This window comes from Leptospira chreensis, assembly GCF_016919165.1.
Taxonomy (GTDB): domain Bacteria; phylum Spirochaetota; class Leptospiria; order Leptospirales; family Leptospiraceae; genus Leptospira_A; species Leptospira_A chreensis.
The window spans coordinates 26,771-45,291 of sequence record NZ_JAFFPS010000064.1 but is presented as its reverse complement, the minus strand read 5'-3'; the positions used below and the strand labels follow the sequence as shown (position 1 = coordinate 45,291).

The window sequence follows — 18,521 nt, the reverse complement described above, 5'->3', positions numbered from 1 at the left end:
ATAGTCGAATCACCGACAAAAGCAACAACAATCGCATCCTATTTAAGTGGGGACTGGGTTGTTGTTGCTACCAAAGGTCATATCAAAGACCTTCCTCCCAAATCTTATGGGGTGGATTTTCAAAATCACTTCGAACCTGAATACGAATGGTTAAAAGGAAAAAAAACAGTTTTTTCCGCGATAAAAGCCAAAGCTAAAGCCGCTTCTATCATCTACATTGCCAGTGACCCCGATCGGGAAGGTGAAATTATCGCCAAACACTGTTATGACGAATTAATCAAATTAAAAAAACCAATCTTTCGTCTTCGACTGAAAGAGATCTCCAAAGAAGAAGTGAACCACCAGATCCAATTGAAAGCTGGCCTTGATTTGGCTGCAATTGAATCACAAATTGCACGAAGGGTGGTGGATCGTATTTTTGGATTCGAAGTTTCTCCCGATTTATGGAAACAACTCAAAATTTCCTCTTTGTCTGCGGGGCGTGTTCAGTCCACCGTCTTACATTGGATTTGCGCAAGAGAATTGGAAATTCAAAATTTCTCCAAAGAAATCTACTACCAACTCAAACTAGGTGGTTCTGTTTCTGGGATGGATGTGGTTTTGGACCACCAAACTAAGGATAAATTAGATTCTAAATCAATACAAAGTCTCCTTTCGGAAATAGAAATTCTACCGGAACCCACTCGGTTAAAAGACATTTCCTTGTCCCAAATCAAAAAGAAAAATATCAAACGAAATCCTCCTCTAGCATTTTCTACCGCTAGTTTGCAAGAGACCAGTTTCCGTGTTTTAGGTTTTGATTCCAAAAAAACAATGAAACTGGCCCAAATGCTTTTTGAGGGAAAACGGATCGGTTCTGGGGAAAGGGTGGGGCTTATCACTTATATGCGAACCGACAGCACTCGTGTATCGGACGGAAAACGCGCATTAGGTGAGAAATATCTGAAAGCTAACTTTCCTGGTTTGGTTTCAGCGGGAAGAGTCACACCCAAAAAACAAAAAAAGTTTTCCCAAGATGCCCATGAAGCCTTGATTCCCACGAATCCAGCTTTTACTCCCGATTCGGTTGCCTCCTATTTGTCTCTTGATGAGAGAAAACTTTACCAACTCATTTGGGAACGATTTCTTGTATCACTCATGAAGCCGGAATTGGGTGAGGAAACGGTTTATGAATTCCAAAAAGGTAATCAGATCTTTCTTTATAAAAACGAATTTATTACCGATCCTGGGTTCAAGGGATTTGGAAAATCGGAAAAGAAAAAAATACAAAAGAGACTGGATTGGAAAATTGGAGATCTTTTTTTATATGAGTCTTATTCGGTCGAAGAGAAACAAACAGAACCTCCTGTCCGTTACACGCAAGGAAAGTTGGTGCAAAAAATGGAAGATACCGGTGTGGGTAGACCTTCCACTTATGGAACCATTCTTGAAACTTTAAAAACTAGAAAGTACATTGTAGAATACCATAAGTCCATTGGACCTACGGCCCTTGGAATGAAAGTCAATGATTATCTTTTCTTAAACTTCCATGATATGATTGGAGAGTCTTTTACAAAAGATTTGGAAGAAAAATTAGACCAAGTCACAAAGGATAAAGAATCGCGGATCACTCTCATTCAAAATTTTTATGAAGGTTTGGTTCGTATCTTACGAAGTCCAAGAAAAAAAACAAGTTCTGCTTTACCTGGTTCTCCAAAAAACGAAAAAGAAGGGAGCGCAAAAGTTTCACCTAATCTTAAGTTGGTGGCTGGGGCAAAATCAAAATCTCCTTCTGGTCCAATCGAATCAAATTTGAGCCAAGCAAATATTTGCCCTACCTGTAAGGAAGGTGTGGTGAAAACCAAACTCGGTAAAAAAGGAAAAACCATTTATTTTTGTTCCCGTTACCCGCATTGTGACTACATCACCTATGAAACCTAAACAAAAGAAAACTCTAGTCCTTGTGAATTTAGGTGGTCCTAGATCCACAGAGGAAATTCAAGTTTTTTTAACTGATTTGTTCACGGATCCATTTGTTTTTGATTTACCCTTACCAGAATTTTTACGACTTCCACTGGCTCGTTTCATCGCAAAGAAACGAACTCCCAAAATAAAAAAAATCTATGAGTCCATGGGGTTTGGTGGTGGTTCTCCTTTAGTGCCCGAAACCGAAAAACAAGCGGTTGCACTCGAAGGGATATTAAACAAAAAAACAGATAAGGATTGGAAAGTCAAAGTGGCGATGACCTGTGGGTTTCCTCATATTAGAGAACCCGAATTTGAAAAACCAAGTGCCGATACCATCTATCTTCCGTTATACCCACAATACTCTCGGTCTACAGTTTTATCTACCCTGTCTCATTTAGAAAGAAAGTTCCATGAATGTCCTGTCGGCAGTGGCGGTTATATTCCTAGTTTTGCATCGGATTCAAAGTTTCACCAAATCTCTGCTAGGTTTATTTTTGAATTTTTTACTGGGTCTTTAAAACCAGAAGATTTTTTACATTTCCCTAAAGAAAAACCGAGCGGTGATTGGAAAGAATTGGATTTGGTTTTTTCAGCACACGGTGTTCCGATGCGACTCATCCATAAAGGTGATCGGTATATGCAGGAAATTGAATCCTCTGTGGAAGGAATCACGGAAGAACTTCGCCTATTGGGCTTCCGCGGAAAAACACATATATCTTATCAAAGTAAGGTGGGGCCGGCTAAGTGGACCACCCCCAGTTCTATCTCTAAAATTGAGTCCCTTGGCAAAGAGGGAAAAGAAATCGCAGTTTACCCCATTAGTTTTGTGAGTGATCATTTGGAAACTTTAGAAGAGATTGGAGAGCAGTTTAAAGACCTTGCCTTAGAATCGGGTGCAAAATCTTTTACAAGGATTCCTGCTTTTGGCACCTACTTTCCGTTTATGGAATATCTCGCCGAGAAAGTATTCATAAGAGATACTAAAATCGACCATTGCGTTTGTAAGGAAATGGGGGGAGAGTCACTCCCTACTTGTCGATTCAAATAAAGACCTAAGTCCGATTCCTTTCCGATAGTTTCCAAAAAAACGAAGGTTGATTCCTTCGGATAACCACTTCGATTCTAATACATCCAGTCGCTTATTGAATAAGAATAACTTTCTATCGTAAGCTGGAAACACGCCTTCCCAAGAAGTGACGTAGACTGCTTTAGGAGAATCGTTTTTCCCTGTAATCTGTTTCCGGTCCTCTTCGAGAATGGATTCCCAAGAGGTCGTTTTTTCCTGTTTGGCGGCATTCGGATAAATCCAGGTTTCGGAATGGAGGCCATTATTGGCCCTTCCCGGAAAGATATCAGAATTGGATAATGCCCCGAGGGCTCGAATCCCTTCGTTTTTTCCAAATAGAATTCCAAAACATGGTTTTCTTGTTAGGTGTAATTTCCCAAATCTTGTGATGGTGGTAATGGAGAGCAAATTAGGAGAGTCCTTTGGTTCGATCCGATCCGCAAGGAGTGGGATTAAATTTTTTAAAGAAAGGCAAAGCCGGATTTTTCCCTTCCATGAAAGAATTTCATCTAAACTAACAAAATTGAATTTGGTTTTAATTTGTATTTTTGGTTCTAAATAAGTAACCAAATGTTTTACCAAATCTCCCATCCCTTGGGTGAAGGAAACGGTTCCATAGGATTTATTTTTGTTCTTTCTGATTTCTTGGAGAATGGTATTTGTCCCGGAACCATCCCATTTGGAAAAAATAGATTCGGCTTGGAGGGAGTCGAGCCTTGTTCCATACACACCACCGATCGCTGGTTCCATGATGTTTTTGGTGACGGAGGTTCCGAACATTTGACCTGCCCAAGTCTCCAAGTTTTGTTCTGCATCGAATTTGATTTTTTTAAATCCAATAGTGAATAGAAGTTTGAGTCCGGTAAAAATAGAAATGGGAAGTCTAGAAAGTTTTCTATTTATCCAAAAATACCTTCTTTTGGCCGCTTGGTTTGGGAAAAGGGGAATGAGTCCAATCTCATCTAACATGGATTTGATTTCATCAGTGAGTAAGATTCCATTGGCTGCTAGCTCCACAAGTCCTTCCTCTACCGACTTGGTTCCAATCACTCCACCTAATTTTTCCGAGGATTCATACAAAGTAACGGAATCCCCTCGTTTGGTATGGTGGTAGGCAAGGAATAATCCGGTAATGCCACCTCCAATGATATGGACTGGTTCACTCATATCGCTTTTGAGAATACGGGTTTTGTGGGTTGGCTTAGTTGTAATTTTTCATCGAAGGCCATGGCGACAATCCGCAAAAATGGTTTCCCTAGTTCAGTAACATTAAGTGTATTTCCTTGCCAGTGGATCAAATGATCTGATTCCATTTCTTGCAAAAAACTAACTGCATGGGATTTCATTTCACTCGGCACATTCACTTTCCAAGAAGTCATCAAATCTAAAATCAATTGTTTGCGAATTTGGTCCGAATGAGTGAGTTTATGTCCACGTAAGATGGGGATGGTTCCTTCCAAGATGGACTTTCTATATTTCATTTCTAATTTTTGGTTTTGAAAAAAAATGTCTGGAGTTTCGGAGATAGAAGAGGATCCGAGTCCTAACATAACATCCGTTTTGGATTCGCTATAACCCATAAAATTTCTATGAAGTTTGTTTGTGTGAAATGCCTTCCAAAGTTTATCATGGGGAAGAGCAAAATGATCCATTCCAATTTCTAGGTAACCTTCCTTTTCTAATAAGGATCTACCAATTTCGTATAATTCTCGTTTGACGGTAGGTTCGGGAAGGTCTTTTTCGGTAAACAGTCTTTGCGATGCCTTGATCCAAGGTACGTGAGCATAAGAATAAAAGGCAATTCGATCTGGTTTTAGTTCCAATGTCCTTTCAATGGAATATTTCATGGAATCTGAAGTTTGTTTGGGTAACCCGTAAATGAGATCAAAATTAATGGAATCAAATCCAAGAGCTCTGGCTTCCAGAGTGATGTTTTCTGTTAGTTCAAAAGGTTGGATGCGGTTTACCAGTCTTTGCACTTCAGGATCAAAATCCTGAACTCCCAAACTAATCCTTCGAAACCCAAGTTTTTGTAAAAGTTTGAGTTGGGATACTCTTGTTCTTCTAGGGTCTACTTCGATGGAATACTGCGGGTCTTCTACAGGACCTAGTTTGTTTAGAATGAATTCAATTGTAGATTGTAAATTGTAGTCGGAGAGATAAGTGGGGCTTCCTCCGCCTAAATGGAGTTCGCTTAAGTTTTTTCCCTTTAGATGAGTAACTTTTTCTGAATATAACTGTAATTCGTTTTTAATGGCAGCAACATAAGGCTCTTCGACTGTATGGTTTTTGGTAATTGAGGTATTACAGCCACAAAAAGTACAGAGTGTTTCACAAAATGGAATGTGCAGGTATAAGGCTAGTTTTGATTCTTTAGGTGCTAGATGAGTTTCTAATGATTGGATACATTCTTCCAATGTAGGGGAATCTGTCCAATAGGGTACAGTCGGATAACTTGTGTATCTTGGTGCTGGTGTGTCGTATTTTTCAAGTAGGTCTTTCATTCGCTAAATACCTTTCTTGTTTCCTCAATGAGTAAGTGGATCGAACTTTCGGGTGTGAATTGTAATACCCCATGTCCAAGTCCTGCCACCCATCCTTTTCTTTCTTCTGGGTCTAGATCTCTAATTGGTAAAAGATACTCTCTTATTTTTTGTTTGAGTATGGAGCTTTCAGCAAATAAGAGTTCTTGGTCAAAATTTCCTTGGATGAAACCTTTGCCTCCGAATTCTTTGAGTGTTTGTGGGATAGAAAACCGGTGATCCACACCAAACCCAGCCAAATTGGGGATCCCGTGGATTTGTTTTACTTGTGCTTCGGTTGCATTTTTTGCATAATAACCAATTTGTTTTGGATAGAGTTTTGTAAACTCTGTAAGCGGTTGGATTACATAACGATGAAAGTTATAAGGATCTAACATCCCCGCGGCGGTATCAAAAATCATAACGACTTCTGCACCACCTTGTAGTTGTAATTCGATATTTTCTTTTAAAAGAGGAACAAGGATGGCATAAAACTCATCCACAAAGTTTTGGTTGGTTTTGATAAAGGACATGTTCCCATCGTGTTTTCCAATGCTTGCATAAGTCATCAGAGTAAACGGACCACCCACAAATCCAATTAAGGAAACATCTTTGGGTAATACTTCACGAGTGCGAATGACAGCTTCTTTTTGGAATTTTAATCCTTCGATGGCTTCTTCCGTTGGTTTCAATTGTAACAAATCTTTTTCGGATCGGAGTGAGAATGAAAGTTTGGGACCTGGGTCATAGGTTAAACCCATACCGAGTGCCTCTAAAGGAAATAGTAGATCAGAAAATAAAATACTGACATCGAATCCAAATTCTAATACGGGACCAAGTGCAACCTCTGCTGCTAGTTCCGGTTGTTTGCAGAGTTCCATAAAACTATGCGTTTCTTTGAGTTTACGGTAGTGAGAGTGGTATCGTCCCGCTTGGCGCATAAACCAAATTGGCGGAATGTTCTGTGGAACTAAATTTAGAGCATTGGCAAATCGTTCGTTTCGAAATTGTGTGGTAATCATTTTCTTTCCTGTAATGCCTGTTTGGTTTTATTTAATGTGGCTTCGATAATTTCATCTGTATGAGCCGTTGATAAAAAGCCAACCTCATACCCGCTAGGTGCGAGATAGACACCCTTGTCTAAAAGTTTATGAAAAAATACTGAAAACTTTGTTTTGTGATCACTGGGAATTGCAGCGATCGTTCGAACCGTCTGCTTGGTTTTCCCTTTTAACCAAAAGAGACTTCCGAAAGTAACGGCTTCCCAACCCTCGTCTCCAGACTCTGCTAAAAGTTTTACAATCCCGGTGGTTAATTGTTTTGTTTTTGATTCCAAATCTGGATAAGGATTTTCATTCCAAGCTTTGGTTAAGGTTTTGAGGCCAGCACGCATTCCGATGGGATTGGCAGATAAAGTTCCTGCTTGGTAGACCGGGCCGCTCGGAGCGACTAAATCCATCAGGTCTTTTCTTCCTGCGTAGGCACCCACAGGAAAACCACCACCGATGATTTTTCCATAACAAACCAAATCAGGAACAATGCCTGTAAGTCCTGCCATTCCTTGGAAAGAAACTCGAAATCCTGAAATGACTTCATCAAACAAAAGTAATACGCCATATTTGGTTGTGAGTTCCCGACATTTTTTCAAAAATTCAATTCTTTGAGGGAGAAGTCCGTAATTGGCAGGAATGGGTTCGATGGCAAGGCAAGCAATTTCATTCCCTTGCTTTTGAAAGAGTTCTTCAAGGGCACTCTCATCATCTAACGGAAGTACAAGGGTGTTTTGAATGATTTCCGGTCCTATTCCTTTGCTATCACTGGAACTGAGGCCTGCAAGACCAGACCCTGCTTTGACGAGGAGTTGGTCTAAGTGGCCATGGTAACAACCATCAAATTTTAAAATTTTACTCCTACCGGTCGCAGCTCTTGCCACACGAAGAGCACTCATCACTGCTTCTGTTCCTGAATTTACAAATCGTATTTTTTCGGCCCAAGGGATACGACTTGTGATGAATTCGGCAAGTTCTAAGGAATACGGTTCACATGCTCCAAAAGACCAAGCCTTTCTGACTGTATCTTCCACCACCTCTTGGATTTCTGGATGCCTGTGTCCAAAAAGGAGAGGGCCAAAACTTAAACAATAATCGATGTATTCTTTTCCTTCAACTGACTTTAAATAGGCGCCACCTGCTTCACTAAAAAAAACGGGTGTTCCTCCTACAGAAGCAAAAGAACGAACGGGACTATGTACCCCACCGGGAACTACTTTTTTAGAACGAAGAAATAGTTCTTCTGAATTCATGAATACAACCTTTGTGCAATCCTTGCACCATAAGTAATTAAATAGGAAGAACCGGCCCTTCTGAAAACATCCCAAGTTTCTTTCAAACCTTCTTCAAAATTTAAGAATCCTTCTTTTGCTAAATAAACAAGACTGGCATACTCACCACTCACTTGGTAGGCGCCAGTAGGCAGTCCTGTTTTTTCTTTGATGGGACCGATAAGATCAATGGCAGTCATTCCTGGTTTGACCATAAGTAAATCAGCACCTTCTTCTTTATCTCGAATGGATGTATGGATGGCAGTATCACGATCACGAACATCGAGTTGGTATCCGCTGCGATCACCAAATTGTGGTGATGAATCGGCGGCACCACGAAAAGGACCATAGAAATTACTTTTAAATTTTGTAGAATAACTCATGATCGGAACCATGGAATGTTCGTTTGCATCCAGAATTTTTCTATGAGATCCTACGCGGCCATCCATCATATCGCTCGGAGCAATCCCATCGGCACCAGCATCTGCATAAATGAGTGCGAGATCAGAAAGTCGTTTGAGTGTTAATTCAAGATCTATATTTCCTGATTTATGAAAGTGGCAACAATGTCCGGTTGTCGTCACCGAACAGATGCAAGTATCTAACCATAAAAACATTTCCGGGAACCTTTTTTTGATCGCACTGATATTTGTATGGTAAAAGTTTTTTGGAAAACTTGTATCCGATTTGTCTTTCGGAACCATAAACAATAAAAATTGAGATACACCTGCTTTTAGGTCCGATTCAATTTGATTTAAAATAGATTTATCTGTATCACGAAAAACACCTGGCAAACCTTTGATTGGTTCTTTTTCGTCGATACCTTCTGCAAGGAAAAGTGGTTGGATCATTTTGTTGACATTGAGTGATCCCGTTTCTCCTAAGTTTCGTAAATATTGGTTGGAGCGTAAACGCAGTGTTTGTTTTTTCATGGTTTTATATACCTTTCTACCCAAGAATCAAAAGATAATGAGACAAATACTCTGGTTCCTGCGGCATCTTCACCTATCGTCTGTTTAATTTTTTTGAATGTGGATCCCGGGCCAACAAAATGAATCACATCTAGTAGTTCTGGAAATCGTTTGGTAACAATATCAAACTCGGAACCACTCCGCCAATAGGCTGCTTTGATTTTAGAAGTGTCGAAAGGGACTGGAATTTCTGGAGCTGAAACAAAATAGGTTGGGATGACTGGATAGATGCTATTTAGTTTGTCTGAGTCGACATGTGTGAGTTTCACAAAGTTTGGTTTTCTGCCCAAAAGAAGATCAATCATTGGGGGCTCACTTTCACCTAACCCATCACAGGTTCCGTTCACCCAAAAACCTCTGAGAGCGAGGTCCTTCCAAGTTGATAGTCCTGCTGACCAAAGGATTTGGTTGGTTGGGTTTACGGACAAATCTAGCGGGAAAGCATAACCTCGAGACACAAATACATCTACATCTTTGGGAATGGCGTAAGTCAGGCGTTCTCTTTGCCTTGCGGCCATTTTTGCCTTTGGTGGCCATACTTCATTACGGTCGAAGGATAAATTAGGTGCTCCTGATAATTCTTTTGTAAATAGTGTTTTTCCATCTTCGGTTTCTCCTCTAATAAAAGTTATCTTTCCGTAATCTCTTGTTAAAACAGAAACTCCAATTTTTTGATGACAACCACCACCATACTGAGATAAAATTTTTCTCTCTTCTTCTGCTGTGATTTCTGCATTGGTATCGGTGGTTTCTCTTAACAGGGACTCGAAATGTTTGTCTTCCTTTCTAATCTCAGCGCAAAGGGCACCTTGTGCTGGTGCACTGGGAAATATAGAAGATGGCATAACCATAAACAGCGATAAGTTTACGGCTTCTCTTATCAATTGTTTGACTTCTTTTAATTCGGGAACTTGATTTTCGTCATCATCGAAATTCAGGATTCGATCCAAAGCTGCTTTTGCGATTAAAATGCCACCATTTTCATGTTCCAAATACTTTCGGATTCTTGTTTGGATATTTCCTCTGACGGATTTGATATTAACCTGAAACGAATTGATGGGAGTAGGAAAGTATGTTTTTACAAAGTCTCTGATATGGTGTTCTCTTCTTGGAGAGGAAGTAAGAATTGTTATTTCTGTTGGAGCTGCGATCCACTTATTTCGTTTGAATAATAAAATGTCTCGAACGTCTTCCCGAGATAGGATGGGAACTAGGGTTGTGTCCTTACGTTCTCTTAAATCCATATCCTTCCATGAATGAATGGCGATATCAATTTTGTGATTGAGTAAATCTTCTTGAAGGTCTTTGGTAAAAATTCCCTGACCAGCAAATTGCCAAAGGGGAGTTTTTAGGTCTTTGTCACCGGCAGATTCTCTAAAGACTGTTTGGAATTCTTTTGATTTGTTTTTTTCTTGGAGAGTTTTGATGACAGACAGAATTTGAATTCGCGAAAGAAGTGAGGATCTTCCTCCGACTTTGATCGTATTAGACAAGTAAATCTTCCCATCCATTCATTATGTGTATTTGTTCTTCCTCCCGCTCCCGAGTGAGTTCCGTTAGAAAGAATTGTAAGTCCATTTTCACTGATTGGATTTGTTCATCCGTTTCTTGTAGATCACTTAGAATTTTAGAAAGAGGGATATAATTCTTATCATTGGATTCGCTGATTGCTGTTTCGCGAAAATCTAGAATTAAAGAAGAAGTTTTGATCATTGATTCCCAGTTAAACGGTAAGAAGCTAGAGGCAATGACAATGGCTTCCGTACCTGGTTTATAATCTTCCCAATGATAAGTTGTGATCGGAAATTCTTTTTGTAATTCGGCCATTCTTGTTTGATTTCGTCCGATGAGACGAACTTCTTTATCTTTGGAAACAAGATAGGGAAGGATGGAGTTTGCCAGTTTGCCTGTTCCCAGTAAAGTAATGGATTTATGTTTTTGTAAATAGGAATCAGCAACACTACCATAAGTTTGTCTTCCGATTCCTGTTAAGTATTTGGAGCGAATTTGTTTGGTGTGTTCTAAAATTTGGTCTCGCAATCGTAAGAGTGAGAGTGCAAAATTAGAATCTGTAACCTTTTCTTCTCGAAATCGATCTCGGAACTGTGCTTGGATTTCTGATTCTCCAAAAAGTTTGGACCGAAGGCCCGAAACAACCTCAAGAAGAAAACGATAGGCTTCGTAACCATGGAATACTTCGTATCCTTTGTAAAATCGCTCTGATTCCATGATGGGGAATAAGCGATGATCACCGAATGCAATCGATCTTTGGCATGTTTGCCAAACCTCTAGGCGAGAATCGTCTAAAGGATTACTGATGGGATCATTTGAATGTAATAGAATCAGGTTTGACCACATAATTTTATTCTATCAAATACAAGGTTCCAACTGTCACAAGATTGTCAGTCTCTAAAAAAATAAAATATGATATTGAAACTAAGTCTCAATTAATAAGGAATGGTTAGGAATGAACGAAGAGAATTGGAAAGAAAAACTCACTCCCTTACAATACCAAGTGACTCGAGAAAAAGGCACCGAACGACCGTTTACTGGTGAATATTACGAACATAAAGAGAAAGGTACTTACCTTTGTGTTTGTTGCGGTGAAGCGTTATTTTCTTCGGAAGCCAAATATGATTCGGGTAGTGGTTGGCCTAGTTATTATGAACCGGTTCGTAAAGAAGTCGTTGCTACCGAGTCAGACAAAGCCCACGGCATGGTGCGGACAGAAATCCTGTGTCAAAATTGCGGAGCCCACCTAGGCCATGTGTTTCCAGACGGTCCGAAACCGACGGGATTGCGATACTGCGTCAATTCGGCTTCCTTAAAGTTTGAGAAGAAACCATAAGGAAAGAATAGGAAAGATTGGAACCGCTTGGTAGTTTTATCTGCGCGGTTGGCTTTGGTGGATTCCGTTTGATGTCATTGCTAACAGCTAACCAGGTTGAACTATTTTCTAAGGGATAGCGTGCTTAGGTTTCATTTGTGAGTTGGTTTCTAAATTTGGTGGGTTATCTTTGGAAGGTGAGTTACTTTGGAAAATTGCTCACTTCCGAAACTGGTGTTTTAAAGAGAGTCACTTACTTTGGTGAGGGAAGTTCTAAGGTAAATGGCTCTGTTTTGAAAATCGATTTATCAAGAAAGGTGATTCCTTTGGAAACTGAGTTATCTTTGGCACTCGATCACTTTCGAAACTGACGTTATAAGGAAACTCAGTTACTTTATAAACCCGCGTTCTAAAGAAACCGACTCACCCTAGTAACCCGCACGCAATCTCCACCCACTGAAAAAAGTAAGTCAGTTACTCTTTCAACCAGGATACTTCCACACAGCCTTCAGGCTTTCTTGTCTCGACGGGAACTACGGCGCGGTCGAATGCTACGGCTCCCAGGTTGACACCAATACGGAGAGCAATTCGTTTTGCTAGATGGGAGTATTGGTTGGCTTCGCAGCGGTTCCCCAACCTGGATTCCAGCTTAGAGATTTGTAAGAGTAGGCCGGCGTTTCCTTCGGATTCCTTCATTCCGATCGCATGTTTCAATTGGATGGCTTTTTTTAAATCCTCCCGAGCGGAAATCAGCTCGTTTGTTTCCATCCTCTGGATGGCCCTTTCTTCCAGGGTTGCAATGACTGAGGGAATCCGAGACAACCTTGTATTTTTAAGGATATCATCCGCAGATTCATCCAAGATAGGATTTGCATGCAAACCAAAGGAAATGATGAATACTATAGCAATTTGGTATTTGATCATACAATGAGTGCCTCGCGGACTCTTTGAATATACAGAATGCATAATTTGTGCCAAGTGGAAGAAATACTCATAGACGATTTCGATAGTGACTTTCCAATGAAACTGACTCTGGCCGAGCGATCGCCTTTTTTCCGTCTTCTGGTGGGAAAGGGGAGGAAAGTCCGGACACTAGGGGACAATCGGACCGAGTAACACTTGGGCTTTTGGATTCCAGAAATGGGAACCAGGGGACGGAAAGTGCAACAGAAAGGAAACCGCCTACTTCGGTAGGTAAGGGTGAAATGGTGGGGTAAGAGCCCACCGCTCTATTTGTAAAAATAGAGGCTTGGTAAACCCTCCGATGTGCAATCTCAAGTAAACAACCGTTATGAGCTTGTCCCGCCAGGTTGTGGGTAGAGAGCATCAGATAAATGATCGCATAGAACAGAATCCGGCTTACGGGCCAGAGTCACCTTTTTTTAAAATAGTTTGGATCACCTCTTCTTCATCAGGTGGATAAAATACACAAACCAAACTTCTGATTTTCAAAATTGTTTCTGCCAATTGTGTTCTGGTTTCTGGTTGGTTCCAATTTTCAAAACCAATGATGATCCCGCAGGTTTCTTCCATTCCGGCAAATTCTTTACAAGAATAGTGTCGCATTCCGTTTTCAGTTAGGAATTGTTTCAATCCATTTTGTGATATGGATTCTTCTGATTTGTAGATCACAACAATTTCATCATTTTCTACTTCTAATACTTTTTTGGCATATCCATAACACCATCGGATTTGGTCTGTTAGGTCTTCATCCGTTTTGATAAACTGAATGTCTGATAGATTACTTTGAGTTGGCGATTCAGAAAAATCATCCAGGAGTGCATTGGCAAAATTGACTATCTCTGGCGAATTTCTGATGTTTCTTGTAATATCCCAGATATGGACAGGAAGCGAACGCCAATAAGACAAAAGTTTTGATTCTATATATTGAAAACGTCTGGTAATAAAAAGTATCCAATGTTTGTTTTCCCAAAAGAATTTAGATAGGTATAAAAAAACTTCTTTCGATTGGACATCGGTTAAACTATCTTCGATCCCATCCGCAATCAAAAGATCGATATTGTTATGATTGATTTCACTAATGTCAGAAATGAGTTCAATATTTGATTTTTCAGGAATGTTTGCGAGTTCGTCCTTCCAAATCTCATACAGAGCTTTCGCACCTTGCCATAGTAATACTTTTTTACCGGCACGAGCATTTTGTAAGGCCAACTCTCCGGCAAGGATTGATTTTCCAGAACCGGTACTTCCAAAAACCAAGTTGCGTGGGTGACGGTTGATTCCTTCCACCAATTCAAATTGTTCTTTGGTAAAAAATAATAAATTCTCTTCTTCTTTTTCCTTTTGCGATCGGAATGTTTGAAAGAAGTTTAGATTTTTTTTAATGATTTCATGAGCTCTAACCATTACCGATTCTGGGAGTGGTTCTCTATTGTATTGAAAAAGGATAGATTCTAAAATGGAATTTAGATCCATTTCATCATTTATTTCTTTTCCGCCAAACACATACAGGTGCCTATCATTTGGTAAATGGAATTCCTTTCTTTCATTTTTTAAAAAGAAGACAGCACTATCATAATATTCGGGTGGGAATAAATCTGCTAATTGGTTGTGGTTTTTAAAAAACTCTCGAATCAAATCTCTTTGTGTGACGACTTGTTCGATAGGGCTTCTATAGGATTTCCCTTCCACGGATTTCCAATCTCGCATCCGCACATTATAAAATTCCCATTCCCCTTTTTTTTGCCGCCAACGCCCATTTTTTAATTCTATGGTGATCACACCGTATGGCGAGACCACAAGGAAATCAATTTCTCGCATGGGAACATCGGGTGTGATGAGGGTAATGGAATAATAGATATTACAAGGAATGCGGATTTCCTTGGAAAAACGGGTATAATAGTGCGATTCGAGGGAAATATCTTTGGCTTTTGCGCGAAACTGTTTTGGATAAATCATTTTTTAGTTCTGCAAACTTACCACCAGTGTTTCCATTGGTGATATGAAACTGATACCACCAACCGTAATTTTCTGCCTATTGTTTTGCGCCTGCGCCGGTGGGAATATTAAAATAAAGATCAAACCAGACTTGTCTGGAGATTTGGTTTTATACCAAAAAAGGATCACAAAAAAATCAGGTGGCCTGTTTTTTGGTTCTGGCCTTGTTCCAACGGGTGAGCTTGAGATTAGCATCAAAGAGCGAGCTTACCAATTTTCCAATTACACTCATATTTTGCCACCAGGGTTTCGGTTTATCGAGTTTACCGAGGATCAAATACATGAAATTCAATTAGTTGTGGACACAAGCAAGTCTTCTCCTCTTTTGAAGGCCTTAGAAATCAACAAGGATGAAATTAATTCTATTTTGAGCGAAGCAAAACTCAGAGATGATTTACTTCGTTTTAATACACTCGTTGAGTTCATTCAGTTTGAGATCCAGTTTCCGTTCCCGATAAAGAAGGTAAAATTTGCAGACCCAAGGACTCCGGGGGAGTGGACTGCTAGATTGGATAGCAATGAAAAGATGATAGTAAACATTCCCCTACATTCGATTTGGGCCAATGAACACCAACTAACAACGATTCAGATTTATCCTGATTCCAACTAAGGTTTGTGAAAGTATTTAGAATTTAAGTTTTGAACGATTTCTTTTAAGGCGAGTCTTCTTTCGTCCTTGTCTGGAAGGAGTTCTTTTAAGTTTCTTCGCATCTCAAAAAGAGTTTCCATTAACTCATGATCTTCCTCTGGAAGGATCTCTTCAAAAAGTTTTCGGAGTGTGGAGGAAACACCAGCAAACTTTCCATCGGTAGAAATGGCAAATTGCACCGGTCCTATGGATACCGATGAGGAAGAGTAAAAATCGCAATTCTTTGGATCATCAACCGAATTCACCCAAATCCCTTTTTTTTTGGCAAGGGCTCGAAAATTTCGATTGATCAAAGGATCACTCGTTCCTAAAAAAATGATATCACGATGGTTTAGGTCATCTTCTTTGATGGGACGTTCTTCTGTGATGATGTTCGGATACTTTGTTAAAAAAGTTTTTACCTCATCACTAAAATCAATTGATATGATATGAATTTTGGCACCTGTAAATTCAAGGCCCACCAATTTTTCCAAACAAGCATTCCCACCACCAACGATGAGAATATTTCGATTCTCTAAATTTAAAAAGATTGGGTATTTTTTGAAACTCATTCCGAAAGAAGACTGATCATCGTCGATTTTTTGATTTTTTCATTCCTTTGGAGTAGGGGACGAATCACTTCCCCAACATAAAGAATACCAGGACCGTTGGATTGTTTAGAGATCTCGTTTAACACGGTACTTGCGAGAGTGGATGTAGTATAAATAGGATTTCCCGATCCGACATTTTCCGCGAGAACGATGGGAGTTGTTTCTTTGATTCCTTTCTGGATTAAAGTCTCTGCCAGTTCTTTTGTTTTTTTACTTCCCATTAAAATGACAATGGTTCCTAAAAAATTTTCCATTCCGATCCAGCTGCGTTCGTCTTCCAAAATGGTATGACCATCCAGGATGATGATCTGTCTAGAAATTTCACGAACGGTAAGTGACACACCGAGTTCAGCCGCTCCCGTTGTCACAGAACTCACCCCAGGAACAACCTCAAAAGGAATCCCTTCTTTTTCGAGACTATCGATCTCTTCGGCAAGCCTTCCAAAAATAGAAGCATCGCCTCCTTTCAAACGCACCACTCGTTTTCCCTCTAAGGCAAGTTCGACGAGTAGGGAGTTGATCTCTGTTTGGGTGCGGGCATGTTCGTTTGCTCTTTTTCCTACATAGAGGATTTGGGCGGTCTCTGGAAATAGGTCTAAAAATCCAGGATCCAAAAGGGCATCATAAAGAATGGCGTCGGCCGATTTGATTCGGTTTCGCCCACGGAGGGTCAAAAGATCAATGGGGCCTGGGCCACCGCTGACAAAACTTACAAATCCATGTTCTGTCTTATTGGAGGACATATCTGTTATACCTTGCGACATTGTAGCAAATAGTCAAGTTATTGGCTAATAATTTCTACAAAATCTCCATTTTTTTGGTTTACTTAGGCCATATCTCTGGGGAAAGATTCAATTTATCAGACTTTTTGGATGTTTTACTGGAATCCAAATCAAATATAGGTTTTTATGCTATCCGATGAGAAACGCAATCGATTTTTACAGTTACTGAAGGAATCCACAAAAGACGAATGGGTGTGGATGTCCGGATATTTGTCTGCACTCACCCAGGCAAGCATTGGGGGCAGCAGTGTTGATGTATCGCTCACTCCACCGGTCAGCATTGATTCGGGAACCGATGGAAATTTAAAAACACAACCCATCCAATGCAGCGTGGTGTATGGAACAGAAACCGGAAATTCCAAAAAACTAGGAACCGAACTTGTTAAAAAATTAAAAGAACTCGGAGTTTCTGCAAAATTAAAAAGTACAGACACATACAAAGCGAAAGATCTAAAAGAAGAAGAGTATTTGTTTGTAGTGGTATCCACTCATGGAGATGGAGAGCCACCACAGGCAGCAAAACCATTCCTTCAGATTTTATCTGAGTCAAAAGATTCATTATCAAAAGTTAAATTCGCCGTACTTGGGTTAGGTGATACAAGCTATCCTTTGTTTTGCCAAACCGGTGAAGATGTGGATTCAATGCTTGCAAAATTGGGTGCAGAACGCATCCAACCTCTTGGCAAATGCGATGTGGATTTTGAAGCAGTCTCCAAACCTTGGATGAGTGAACTCATATCCAAACTCAATGCTCATTCTAAAACTGCCACGACACAAAGTGCCAAACCAACACAAACGCCTGCGGCAAAACCGGCTTCCGGTGGTAAGGTCGTTTATGAAGGTTCTGTGGTTACCAATATTGTTTTAAATGATATTGGTGCGAGTAAATCAACAAGACATATCGAAATCAAAGCAAGCGGCACGGTCGATTATCTACCTGGGGACAGCGCTGGTTTTCTTGCTTACAATCGCGATGAGGAAGTGAATCGAATCCTTTCTTTATTAAAAACAGATCGTGAATCGCGTGTTACCTATAAAGGGGAAACATGGATGGCTTATGATTTGTTTCGTAAAAAAGTATCCGTTCGGTTTTTACCGGACCGAGTGATTCAAAAATATGCGAGCCTTGTTGGAAAAGAAATCCCTTCTGGTAAATTGGATTTGGATGTATTACTCACTCTCCATCCATCAGAAAAACAACTAGAACTCCAAACTCTTGTGGATGTTTTAGAACCCATTGTTCCTAGATATTATTCCATCGCTTCTAGCCCTTCGGCTCATGGTGAAGAAGAAGTCCATATAACAGTCGCAGAAGTAGAAATTGAAACATTCACTGGTTTAAAAACTGGTTTTTGTTCTGGTTTTTTAGCGGAATTGAAAGAAGGGGATGTGGTTCCTTTCTTTATCCAAAGAAACAATTCTTTCCGATTGCCAAGTCCTGATACAGACATCATTATGATTGGGCCAGGAACTGGTGTTGCTCCTTTTCGAAGTTTTTTATTTGAAAGGGAACAAAATTCCGGAAATGGAAGGAACTGGTTATTTTTTGGAGAACGAAATTTTGTCTCCGATTTCTATTACCAAACAGAACTATTAGAACTTATGGATACGGGCGTATTGCATAGGTTAAACGCTGCTTTCTCTAGAGATACAAAACAAAAAGTATATGTGCAAGACCGAATGGGTGAAAATGCAACAGAACTTTTGAAGTGGATCGAAAATGGAGCAGTGATTTATCTTTGCGGATCCAAAGACCCAATGAGTAAAGACGTAGACCGCAAACTCATTGAAATTCTTTCAGAAAGAACATTTGATACAGGAAAAGATGCTTCCGATTATTTAAAAGAATTGGAAGAAGCCGGTCGCTACATTAAGGACGTTTACTGAGG

16 protein-coding genes, 1 other RNA gene and 1 pseudogene are annotated in these 18,521 nt (G+C 40.0%); 7 read left to right on the top strand and 11 right to left on the bottom strand.

Annotated elements, in window-relative coordinates:
• Window positions 1-30 precede the first annotated feature (30 nt).
• Window positions 31-1,920, top strand: a complete 1,890-nt coding sequence (gene topA / locus JWG41_RS17220) for a type I DNA topoisomerase (RefSeq protein WP_408611788.1) — start codon at window positions 31-33, stop codon at window positions 1,918-1,920.
• Window positions 1,910-2,995: a ferrochelatase gene (hemH, locus tag JWG41_RS17215; RefSeq protein WP_205271050.1), complete on the top strand. Its 1,086-nt coding sequence runs from the start codon at window positions 1,910-1,912 to the stop codon at window positions 2,993-2,995. The genes topA and hemH overlap by 11 nt, the downstream gene beginning before the upstream one ends.
• On the opposite strand, the gene JWG41_RS17210 is transcribed toward hemH, so the two are convergent.
• The 7 genes from JWG41_RS17210 to JWG41_RS17180 are packed head-to-tail and all read right to left on the bottom strand — an operon-like array spanning window position 2,969 to window position 11,184.
• Window positions 2,969-4,180, bottom strand: a complete 1,212-nt coding sequence (locus JWG41_RS17210; RefSeq protein WP_205271049.1) for a protoporphyrinogen/coproporphyrinogen oxidase — start codon at window positions 4,178-4,180, stop codon at window positions 2,969-2,971. The genes hemH and JWG41_RS17210 overlap by 27 nt on opposite strands.
• A complete protein-coding gene (hemN, locus tag JWG41_RS17205; RefSeq protein WP_205271048.1) occupies window positions 4,177-5,517 on the bottom strand; it encodes an oxygen-independent coproporphyrinogen III oxidase in 1,341 nt (446 codons plus the stop codon). The genes JWG41_RS17210 and hemN overlap by 4 nt, the downstream gene beginning before the upstream one ends.
• Window positions 5,514-6,557 carry a uroporphyrinogen decarboxylase family protein gene (locus tag JWG41_RS17200; protein ID WP_205271047.1) on the bottom strand — a complete coding sequence of 348 codons (1,044 nt, stop codon included), beginning with the start codon at window positions 6,555-6,557 and terminating at the stop codon, window positions 5,514-5,516. Before JWG41_RS17200 ends, hemN begins: the two co-directional genes overlap by 4 nt.
• Window positions 6,554-7,837 (bottom strand): glutamate-1-semialdehyde 2,1-aminomutase, encoded by a 1,284-nt coding sequence (gene hemL / locus JWG41_RS17195; RefSeq protein WP_205271046.1) that lies wholly within the window; start codon window positions 7,835-7,837, stop codon window positions 6,554-6,556. The genes JWG41_RS17200 and hemL overlap by 4 nt, the downstream gene beginning before the upstream one ends.
• Window positions 7,834-8,787, bottom strand: a complete 954-nt coding sequence (hemB, locus tag JWG41_RS17190) for a porphobilinogen synthase (RefSeq protein ID WP_205271045.1) — start codon at window positions 8,785-8,787, stop codon at window positions 7,834-7,836. Before hemB ends, hemL begins: the two co-directional genes overlap by 4 nt.
• Window positions 8,784-10,319: a type 2 periplasmic-binding domain-containing protein gene (locus JWG41_RS17185; RefSeq protein WP_205271044.1), complete on the bottom strand. Its 1,536-nt coding sequence runs from the start codon at window positions 10,317-10,319 to the stop codon at window positions 8,784-8,786. The genes hemB and JWG41_RS17185 overlap by 4 nt, the downstream gene beginning before the upstream one ends.
• Window positions 10,312-11,184, bottom strand: coding sequence for an NAD(P)-binding domain-containing protein (locus JWG41_RS17180; protein ID WP_205271043.1), 873 nt, complete (start codon window positions 11,182-11,184; stop codon window positions 10,312-10,314). Before JWG41_RS17180 ends, JWG41_RS17185 begins: the two co-directional genes overlap by 8 nt.
• 109 nt (window positions 11,185-11,293) lie before the next feature.
• On the opposite strand from JWG41_RS17180, the gene msrB reads away from it, so the two are divergent.
• Together msrB and JWG41_RS17170 are read left to right on the top strand one after the other, a co-directional pair.
• The gene (msrB, locus tag JWG41_RS17175; RefSeq protein ID WP_205271042.1) at window positions 11,294-11,674 is read left to right on the top strand and encodes a peptide-methionine (R)-S-oxide reductase MsrB; all 381 of its coding nucleotides are present in this window, start codon (window positions 11,294-11,296) and stop codon (window positions 11,672-11,674) included.
• Window positions 11,675-11,811: 137 nt separating this feature from the next.
• Window positions 11,812-12,024, top strand: a complete 213-nt coding sequence (locus JWG41_RS17170; protein WP_205271041.1) for a hypothetical protein — start codon at window positions 11,812-11,814, stop codon at window positions 12,022-12,024.
• A 103-nt stretch (window positions 12,025-12,127) separates the two neighbouring features.
• On the opposite strand, the gene JWG41_RS17165 is transcribed toward JWG41_RS17170, so the two are convergent.
• Complete coding sequence (locus JWG41_RS17165) at window positions 12,128-12,577, bottom strand: LEPBI_I1174 family sigma 54-regulated protein (RefSeq protein ID WP_205271040.1); 450 nt, start codon at window positions 12,575-12,577, stop codon at window positions 12,128-12,130.
• A 104-nt stretch (window positions 12,578-12,681) separates the two neighbouring features.
• Between JWG41_RS17165 and rnpB the strand changes: the two genes are divergently transcribed.
• Window positions 12,682-13,031: RNase P RNA component class A (gene rnpB / locus JWG41_RS17160), an RNA gene on the top strand.
• A 1,151-nt stretch (window positions 13,032-14,182) separates the two neighbouring features.
• Here rnpB and JWG41_RS21300 read toward each other — a convergent pair.
• Window positions 14,183-14,572 (bottom strand): annotated as a pseudogene (locus JWG41_RS21300) (nuclease-related domain-containing protein); the annotation flags it as partial.
• A 43-nt stretch (window positions 14,573-14,615) separates the two neighbouring features.
• On the opposite strand from JWG41_RS21300, the gene JWG41_RS17150 reads away from it, so the two are divergent.
• A complete protein-coding gene (locus tag JWG41_RS17150) occupies window positions 14,616-15,221 on the top strand; it encodes an LBF_1134 family protein (RefSeq protein ID WP_205271039.1) in 606 nt (201 codons plus the stop codon).
• Here the strand turns inward: JWG41_RS17150 and JWG41_RS17145 are convergent.
• Both JWG41_RS17145 and cobA read right to left on the bottom strand, forming a co-directional pair.
• Entirely contained in the window at window positions 15,218-15,811 is a 594-nt protein-coding gene (locus JWG41_RS17145; RefSeq protein ID WP_205271038.1) for a precorrin-2 dehydrogenase/sirohydrochlorin ferrochelatase family protein, read from the bottom strand. The two genes, JWG41_RS17150 and JWG41_RS17145, sit on opposite strands and share 4 nt — an antisense overlap.
• Complete coding sequence (gene cobA / locus JWG41_RS17140) at window positions 15,808-16,593, bottom strand: uroporphyrinogen-III C-methyltransferase (protein WP_205271037.1); 786 nt, start codon at window positions 16,591-16,593, stop codon at window positions 15,808-15,810. Before cobA ends, JWG41_RS17145 begins: the two co-directional genes overlap by 4 nt.
• A 165-nt stretch (window positions 16,594-16,758) precedes the next feature.
• On the opposite strand from cobA, the gene JWG41_RS17135 reads away from it, so the two are divergent.
• Window positions 16,759-18,519, top strand: coding sequence for a diflavin oxidoreductase (locus tag JWG41_RS17135; RefSeq protein WP_205271036.1), 1,761 nt, complete (start codon window positions 16,759-16,761; stop codon window positions 18,517-18,519).
• The last annotated feature ends 2 nt before the right edge of the window (window positions 18,520-18,521 follow it).

Coding starts and splice junctions, on each gene's coding strand:
- hemH (WP_205271050.1), top strand. CDS start 1,910: ATGAAACCTAAACAAAAGAAAACTCTAGTCCTTGTGAATTTAGGTGGT.
- JWG41_RS17210 (WP_205271049.1), bottom strand. CDS start 4,180: ATGAGTGAACCAGTCCATATCATTGGAGGTGGCATTACCGGATTATTC.
- hemN (WP_205271048.1), bottom strand. CDS start 5,517: ATGAAAGACCTACTTGAAAAATACGACACACCAGCACCAAGATACACA.
- JWG41_RS17200 (WP_205271047.1), bottom strand. CDS start 6,557: ATGATTACCACACAATTTCGAAACGAACGATTTGCCAATGCTCTAAAT.
- hemL (WP_205271046.1), bottom strand. CDS start 7,837: ATGAATTCAGAAGAACTATTTCTTCGTTCTAAAAAAGTAGTTCCCGGT.
- hemB (WP_205271045.1), bottom strand. CDS start 8,787: ATGAAAAAACAAACACTGCGTTTACGCTCCAACCAATATTTACGAAAC.
- JWG41_RS17180 (WP_205271043.1), bottom strand. CDS start 11,184: ATGTGGTCAAACCTGATTCTATTACATTCAAATGATCCCATCAGTAAT.
- msrB (WP_205271042.1), top strand. CDS start 11,294: ATGAACGAAGAGAATTGGAAAGAAAAACTCACTCCCTTACAATACCAA.
- JWG41_RS17165 (WP_205271040.1), bottom strand. CDS start 12,577: ATGATCAAATACCAAATTGCTATAGTATTCATCATTTCCTTTGGTTTG.
- JWG41_RS17150 (WP_205271039.1), top strand. CDS start 14,616: ATGAAACTGATACCACCAACCGTAATTTTCTGCCTATTGTTTTGCGCC.
- JWG41_RS17145 (WP_205271038.1), bottom strand. CDS start 15,811: ATGAGTTTCAAAAAATACCCAATCTTTTTAAATTTAGAGAATCGAAAT.
- cobA (WP_205271037.1), bottom strand. CDS start 16,593: ATGTCCTCCAATAAGACAGAACATGGATTTGTAAGTTTTGTCAGCGGT.
- JWG41_RS17135 (WP_205271036.1), top strand. CDS start 16,759: ATGCTATCCGATGAGAAACGCAATCGATTTTTACAGTTACTGAAGGAA.